At 72.3% G+C, this 7,494-nt stretch carries 7 protein-coding genes; 6 read left to right on the forward strand and 1 reads right to left on the reverse strand.

From position 1 onward, the window contains the following. From IE312_RS13640 to IE312_RS13665, 6 genes are all read left to right on the forward strand, one after another. Positions 1-1,043 (forward strand): HD-GYP domain-containing protein (locus IE312_RS13640; protein ID WP_229899678.1); only part of this gene is annotated, 1,043 nt, incomplete at its 5' end. Further along, entirely contained in the window at positions 1,040-2,320 is a 1,281-nt protein-coding gene (locus IE312_RS13645; protein WP_189981515.1) for an HD-GYP domain-containing protein, read from the forward strand. The genes IE312_RS13640 and IE312_RS13645, both read left to right, overlap by 4 nt. A 99-nt stretch (positions 2,321-2,419) precedes the next feature. Continuing rightward, positions 2,420-3,400: a hypothetical protein gene (locus IE312_RS13650; protein WP_189981518.1), complete on the forward strand. Its 981-nt coding sequence runs from the start codon at positions 2,420-2,422 to the stop codon at positions 3,398-3,400. Between the two features lie 63 nt (positions 3,401-3,463). Then, a complete protein-coding gene (gene def, locus IE312_RS13655) occupies positions 3,464-4,114 on the forward strand; it encodes a peptide deformylase (protein WP_189981520.1) in 651 nt (216 codons plus the stop codon). A gap of 292 nt (positions 4,115-4,406) precedes the next feature. Next, on the forward strand, positions 4,407-5,492 hold the full coding sequence (gene cyc1, locus IE312_RS13660) for an epi-isozizaene synthase (protein WP_189981522.1): 1,086 nt from the start codon (positions 4,407-4,409) through the stop codon (positions 5,490-5,492). After that, positions 5,489-6,868 carry a bifunctional albaflavenone monooxygenase/terpene synthase gene (locus tag IE312_RS13665; protein WP_189981524.1) on the forward strand — a complete coding sequence of 460 codons (1,380 nt, stop codon included), beginning with the start codon at positions 5,489-5,491 and terminating at the stop codon, positions 6,866-6,868. The genes cyc1 and IE312_RS13665 overlap by 4 nt, the downstream gene beginning before the upstream one ends. Positions 6,869-6,888: 20 nt before the next feature. Here the strand turns inward: IE312_RS13665 and IE312_RS39890 are convergent. Then, on the reverse strand, positions 6,889-7,494 hold a 606-nt coding region (locus IE312_RS39890; protein ID WP_229899680.1), incomplete at its 5' end, for a helix-turn-helix domain-containing protein.

Here is a 7,494-nt window from a genome sequence, read left to right on the forward strand (position 1 = left end):
AGCACCGGCCTGCCCTGCCCCGCCGGGTGTGGCGGGCCGCCCAGCCCGCGCTCGCCGTGTGGGCCGCCGCCCGGGTGCACGGCACGCTCGGCGGCGAGGACGCCGTCGCCGGCTCCGACTTCCCCTACGCCCTGCTGCCCGCCGGCGTGGCCGTGCTCGCCTTCTGCCTGGTGCTCACCGCGCTCGACGGCGGGCTGCGCGCGGCGGTCGGCCTGATGCCGGTGCGCCGTGCCTGGCGCGGGCTGCTGGCCCGCACCCTCGGGCCCGTCGCGGTGCACGGACTCGCCGGCCTGATGATGGCCGTGCTGTGGCGCAGCCCCTACGGCCCGGTCGCCGCCCTGCTCGTGCTGCTGCCGATGTGCGTCTCCTGGTGGGTGTTCGCCCAGTACCACCGCGAACGCGCGGCCCACCAGGCCACCATCCGCGCCCTGGTCCAGGCCGTCGACATCAAGGACGGCTACACGCGCGGCCACAGCGAACGCGTCGGGCACGCCTCCGTCCTCATCGCCCGTGAACTCGGCATGGACGACGAACGCGTCGAGGTGCTGCGCTTCGCCGGCATCCTGCACGACGTCGGCAAGCTGGGCGTGCCCACCCGGCTGCTGCGCAAGAACGGCCCGCTCACCCCGGAGGAACGGCGGATCATCGAACTGCACCCCGAGTACGGCCACGAGATGGTCCGCGGCATCTCCTTCCTCGGCGAGGCCCGCGCGGCCATCCTCCACCACCACGAACGGCTCGACGGCAGCGGCTACCCGTACGGCCTGGCCGGCGACCGGATCCCCGAGTGCGCCCGGATCGTCGCCGTCGCGGACGCCTTCGACGCCATGACCTCCACCCGCTGCTACAGCCGGGCCCGCCCGGTCGAGGCCGCCCTCGCCGAACTGGAGCGCTGCGCCGGTACGCACTTCGACCCCCGCATGGTCGGCGCGTTCGTCCGCGCCCTGGCCCGTTCCGGCTGGCACCCGGCGGTCACCGCCGACGAGCCCGACCACGACACCCCGGCCACCGGGCGGGCCGCCGGCACCGGGACGCCCCGGTGACCCCGCTGCGGCTCATCCACGGCGCCGCCGGCCTGGTCGCGGCCGGCTCCCTCGCCGCCACCGTGTGGACCGGCCTCGCCGACCGCGGCGTCGCGCTCGCCTTCGGGGCGCTCATGACCGCCGGCGAGCTGACCCGGTGGAGCGACGCGCAGGCACGGCGGCAGGCCGCGCCCCTCGGCGCCGCAGGCTCCCTGGCGTACGCCCTGCTGGGAGCCGTCGCCGGGCGGCCCGGCCACCAGGACGCCGCCCAGGTCGTCACCGTCGTCCTGGTCGCCACCGTGCTCGGCGCCGTCCCCCACATCTGGTCCGGCCACCCCACCGCCGACCACCTGGCCCGCCGCGTCCTCACCGTCGGCTTCGCCGCCGTCTGCTTCCAACCCCTCTACAGCCAGGGAGCCTTCGCCTCCTGGGGCGGCCCCGCCTACGCCCTCCTGCTGCTCACCCTGCTCGCCCTCACCTCCCTGTGCGGCGCCGTCCTGGCCGCCGCGCTCGCCCACAGCCGCACCCGCTGGCCGTTCGGCCCGCTGCTGCGCGAGGAACTGCGCGGACTGCTCGGCATCGGGTCCACCGTCTGGGCGACCGGCGCGGTGATGGCGCTGGCGGTCGCCGTCGTCGGCCTGTGGGCGTTGCCCGTGTTCTGCCTGCCCATGCTGCTCGTCCAGCACTCCCTGCGCCGGTACACGGCCGTCCGCGCCACCTACCGGCAGACCATCGCCTCCCTCGCCCGCGCCACCGAGATCGCCGGCTGCACCCCCGCCGGACACGCCCACCGCGTCGCCGCGCTCAGCCAGGCCGTCGGCCGGGACCTCGGCCTGACCGGCTGTGCACTGACCGTCCTGGAGTACGCGGCCCTGATGCACGACATCGGCCAGCTCAGCCTGGTCGACCCGGTGCCCGGCGGCGCCACCGCGGACCTGCCCGTCGCCGAGCAGCGGCGCATCGCGCTTCTCGGCGGAGCCGTCGTCCGGCAGACCGGTGTGGACGCGGCCGTCGCCGTGGTCGTGGAACGGCAGGCCGACCCCTGCCGGGAGCAGCCGCTCGCCGCCCGGATCATCCGGGCCGTCAACGCCTACGACGAGATGACCCGGGACGCCGGCCCCGACGGCCCGCTGCGCGCGCTGGAGAGGCTGCGCCTGGGGACCGCGGACGACTACGCTCCCGAGGTCGTGGAGTCGCTCGCCCGGGTGCTGGCCCGGCCCCCGGGCGGCCGTGAGCGGGCACCGGTGCGGCGAACCGCACTGTCTGACCCCGTGCCCGGCTGGGTAACCCATGGGTAATGAGCGCCTTTCCCGCCGTACGTGGTTGGATGCGAGGGAGAGGGTGTTCGGGGGCACAAGCCAGCCCACAGCGGGAAATGGAACTGGCAGGCGGGAATCGTGAGGATCTTCGGCAAGGGACGGCACCGGCCCTCCGCCTCCTGGCGGCAGGCCACGGACCGCGCGTTCACACTCATCGGCGACGGCCGGTACGAGGACGCGGGCGAACTGCTGACACGCGCCGCCGACCTGGAACCCTGGCTGTCGGAGTCCTGGTTCAACCTGGCGCTGCTGCACAAGTTCCGCCACGACTGGGAGCAGGCCCGCGCGGCCGGGCTGCGCGCGGTCGCCCTGCTCGACCGGGAGACCGGGGCGCCCGACTGGTGGAACGTGGGCATCGCCGCGACCGCCCTGCAGGACTGGCCGCTGGCCCGGCGCGCCTGGCAGGCGTACGGGCTGAAGGTGCCCGGGGGCTCCGCGGCCGCCGCGGAGCCCGTCGGCATGGAGCTGGGCAGCGCCGCCGTACGCCTGTCGCCCGAGGGTGAGGCCGAGGTGGTCTGGGGCCGCCGGCTGGACCCGGCCCGGCTGGAGGTGCTGTCCATCCCGCTCCCCTCGTCCGGGCGGCGCTGGGGCGAGGTCGTGCTGCACGACGGCGTCCCGCACGGCGAGCGCACCACCTCCACCGGGCACTCCTACCCGGTCTTCGACGAGATCGAGCTGTGGGCGCCCTCACCCGTGCCCACCTGGGTGGTCCTGCTGGAGGCGGCCACCGAGGCCGACCGGGACGCGCTGGAGCAGCTGGCCGCCGACGCGGGGTTCGCCGCGGAGGACTGGTCGTCCTCGGTGCGGTTGCTGTGCCGGATGTGCAGCGAGTCCCGGATGCCGTCGGACGAGGGCGACGGCGTGCACCTCGACCCGCACGACCACAGCGAGCCGGGCCACCCCGGGCCGTTGGGACACCGGACGGACGGGCAGCTGTGGGTGCCCGAGCGGGAGTGCGGGGTGGCCGCGCCGGCGTCGCTGGTGCGGGGCCTGCTGGACGGGTGGGTCGCGGACAGCCCGGACTCGCGGGACTGGCGCGATCTGGAAGAGGTCTGCTGAGCGGGCGCCGTACCCTGTATCAGCAACATCTCCCCGGTTCTTTGAGGAAGGCGTACGTCGGTCATGGCGCAGCAGGACACCGATCAGCAGCACGCGGGCGTGCTCCCCGTCGACGACGAGGGCTATGTCGTCGACACGGAGGACTGCGAGGAGCGCGAGAGGGCCTGGCGCGAGCGCGGCACCTCCCGGCCGATCACGGTCGTCGGCAATCCGGTGCTGCACAAGGAGTGCCAGGACGTCACCGAGTTCGGCGAGGAGCTGCAGCAGCTGGTGGCCGACATGTTCGCCAGCCAGCGCACCGCCGAGGGCGTGGGCCTGGCCGCCAACCAGATCGGCGTCGACCGGAAGGTCTTCGTCTACGACTGCCAGGACGACGAGGGCGTCCGGCACGTCGGCGTGGTGTGCAACCCGAAGCTGGTCGACCTGCCCGCCGAGCGGCGCCGGCTGGACGACAGCAACGAGGGCTGCCTGTCCGTCCCCACGGCCTACGCGGCGCTCGCGCGTCCCGACTACGCCGAGGTGACCGGGCAGGACGAGCGGGGCAACCCGGTGAAGGTGCGGGGCACCGGCTACTTCGCGCGCTGTTTGCAGCACGAGACCGACCACCTCTACGGCTACCTGTACATCGACCGGCTCTCGAAGCGGGACCGCAAGGACGCCCTGCGGCAGATGGCCGAGAACGAGCCCCGCTACCCCGTCGTCGCCAACGACTGACGAGCACGGCAGCACGAAGGCGCCCGGCCGCGGAGGATCCCCGGCCGGGCGCCTTCGTGCTGCCGTGGCTCGTTCGGGTGTGCGTCGTACACCCGATCCCTTACGGGCCTCTGGTGATCCCTAATCGGTCAGCGAGGGGGGATTCTCGGCACCTTGGGGTAGTGAGTGAAGCAAATCCGTTCCCACGGCGGTCAGTTGTGGTGCTGAATGGAAGTGCGGGGATACGCAACGGCGCACGCCCGGCACACGGTCGGGGGTGCGCGCTTCCTGGCGGCTGAGAGGGGTTTGTTCTGTGCAAGCTTTCCCACACAGCACCACGGTGACGGCGACGGCGGTCGTAGTCCCGCCTTCACTGGCACTCCCGGTGATCGAGTCCGCCTTTCCCCGGCAACTGCATCCCTATTGGCCACGACTCCAGGAGACAACACGCCGCTGGCTCCTGGAAAAACGGCTCATGCCGCCGGCCAAGGTGCAGGAATATGCCGATGGTCTGTGCTACACGGACCTCATGGCGGGCTACTACACCGACGCCTCCGACGAGGTCCTGCAGGCCATAGCGGACTACAGCGCCTGGTTCTTCGTCTGGGACGACCGCCACGACCGCGACATCGTGCACGGCCGGACGGGCCACTGGCGGCGGCTGCGCCACCGGCTGCACGCGGCTCTCGACGCGCCCAGGCACCACCTGCACCACCCCGACCCGCTGGTGGCCGGGTTCGCGGACAGCGTGCTGCGGCTGTTCGGCTTCCTGCCGCACACCTGGAACCAGCGGTTCGCCCGGCATTTCCACGCGGTGATCGAGGCCTACGACCAAGAATTCCGCAACCGCGTCCGGGGCCACATACCCGGCGTCGAAGAGTATCTCGCCCTGCGCCGCCTCACGTTCGCCCACTGGATATGGACGGACCTGCTCGAACCCAGCGCCGGATGTGAACTTCCGGCGTCCGTGCGGAGAAATCCGGCGTACCGCCGGGCGGCCCTGCTCAGTCAGGAATTCGCCGCCTGGTACAACGACCTGTGCTCGTTGCCGAAGGAAATAGCGGGCGACGAGGTGCACAATCTCGGAATCAGTCTCATCACCCACGCGGGGCTGACCCTCGAAGAAGCGGTGGACGACGTCAGGCGGCGCGTAGAGGAATGCGTCAGCGCATTCCTCGACGCCGAACGGGAGGTGCTGGAATTCGCCCGGGACCTCGACGACGGAACCGTCCGCGGCAAGGAACTGGGCGCGGCCGTCCGCTCCTGCGTCGGCGCCATGCGCAACTGGTTCAGCTCCGTCTACTGGTTCCACCACGAGTCCGGCCGGTACCGGGTGGACAACTGGGACGACCGGTCCACGCCCCCGTACGTCACGAACGAAACGGCAGGTGAGAAATGACCGTCGAGTCGGTGAGCCCCCGGACCCCCGCCGGCCCCGGGACGTCCGCGCTGCGTGAACCCCCGTCGGCCGGAGGCGCCGTACCGGTCCTCGGCCACGGCCTGCACCTGGTCCGCGACCCGCTCGCCTTCATGTCCGGGCTGCGCCGGTACGGAGACGTCGTACGCCTGAGGCTCGGTCCCAAGACGGTGTACGCCGTGACCACCCCGGCCCTCACCGGGGCCCTCGCCCTCAGCCCCGGCTTCTCGATCGACGGCCCGCTGTGGGAGTCGCTGGAGGGCCTGCTCGGCAAGGAGGGCGTGGCCACCGCGAACGGCCCCCGGCACCGCCGGCAGCGCCGCACCATCCAGCCCGCCTTCCGGCTCGACGCGGTACCCGGCTACGGCCCGGTCATGGAGCAGGAAGCGCACGCGCTCACCGAGCGCTGGCGGCCCGGTGAGACGGTCGACTGCACCTCCGAGTCCTTCCGGGTCGCCGTGCGCATCGCCGCCCGCTGCCTGTTGCGCGGCGAGTACATGGACGAGCGCGCGGAGCGCCTCAGCACCGACCTCGCCACCGTCTTCCGGGGTATGTACCGCAGGATGGTGATCCCGCTCGGGCCGCTCTACCGGCTGCCGTTCCCGGCCAACCGCGAATTCGACCGGGCGCTGGCCGATCTGCATCTGCTGGTGGACGAGATCGTCGCCGAGCGGAGGTCATCTGGTCAAAAGCCGGACGATTTGCTGACGGCATTGCTGGAGGCGAAGGACGACAATGGCGAGCCCATCGGGGAACAGGAGATCCACGACCAGGTCGTCGCGATACTCACCCCCGGCAGCGAAACAGTCGCCTCCACGATCATGTGGCTGCTCCACGTCCTCGCCGAACACCCGGAACACGCCGAGAAGGTACGGACCGAGGTCGAATCCGTGACCGGCGGCCGACCCGTCGGATTCGAGCACGTCCGCTCACTCACGCACACCAACAATGTCGTCGTCGAGGCCATGCGGCTCAGGCCCGCCGTATGGATTCTGACGCGGCGCGCGGTGACCGACACCGCGCTCGGCGGCTATCGCATCCCGGCCGGGGCGGACATCGTCTACAGCCCGTACGCCATCCAGCGCGACGGCCGCTCCTACGCCCGCCCCCTCGACTTCGACCCCGACCGCTGGCTGCCCGAGCGGGCCAAGGAGGTACCGAAGTACGCCATGAGCCCGTTCAGCGTGGGCAACCGCAAGTGCCCCAGCGACCACTTCTCCATGGCCCAGCTCAGCCTGATCACCGCGGCGGTCTCGGCGAAGTACCGCTTCGAGCAGGCCGGCGGATCCGACGACTCCACCCGCGTCGGCATCACGCTGCGCCCGCAGAACCTGCTGCTGCGGGCGAACCCCTGGTAGATCGCGGTACCGGCGCGCGCTCAGGCGGCCTGCGGGCCCCGGAACGCGCGCCGGTAGGCGTTCGGGGTCGTACCCAGCGCCCGGACGAACTGGTGGCGCAGCGCCGCGGCCGTACCGAACCCGGTGCGCCAGGCGATGGCGTCCATCGTCTCGTCCGTCCCCTCCAGCAACTCCTGTGCCAGCAGCACCCGTTGGCGCAGGATCCAGCGGTAGGGCGTGGTCCCCGTCTCCTGCTGGAAGCGCCGGGCGAAGGTACGCGGCGCCATGTGGGCGCGGGCGGCGAGCTGCTCGACGGTGACCTCCTGGTCGAGGTGGGCCTCCATCCAGGCCAGCACTTCCCCGACCGTGTCGCAGGGGGCCTTCGGCAGCGGCCGTTCGATGAACTGCGCCTGCCCGCCGTCCCGGTGCGGCGGCATCACCATCCGGCGGGCGATCTTGTTGCCCACCTCCGGGCCCTGCTCCTTGCGCACCAGGTGCAGACAGGCGTCGATCCCCGCGGCGGTGCCGGCGGAGGTGATCACCGGGTCCTCGTCCACGTACAGCATGTCGGGCTCGACCGTGAGCCGGGGATAGCGCCGGGCGAGCTGCTCGGCATGGTGCCAGTGCACCGTGCACCGCCGCCCGTC

This window comes from Streptomyces capoamus, assembly GCF_014654935.1.
Taxonomy (GTDB): Bacteria; Actinomycetota; Actinomycetes; order Streptomycetales; family Streptomycetaceae; genus Streptomyces; species Streptomyces capoamus.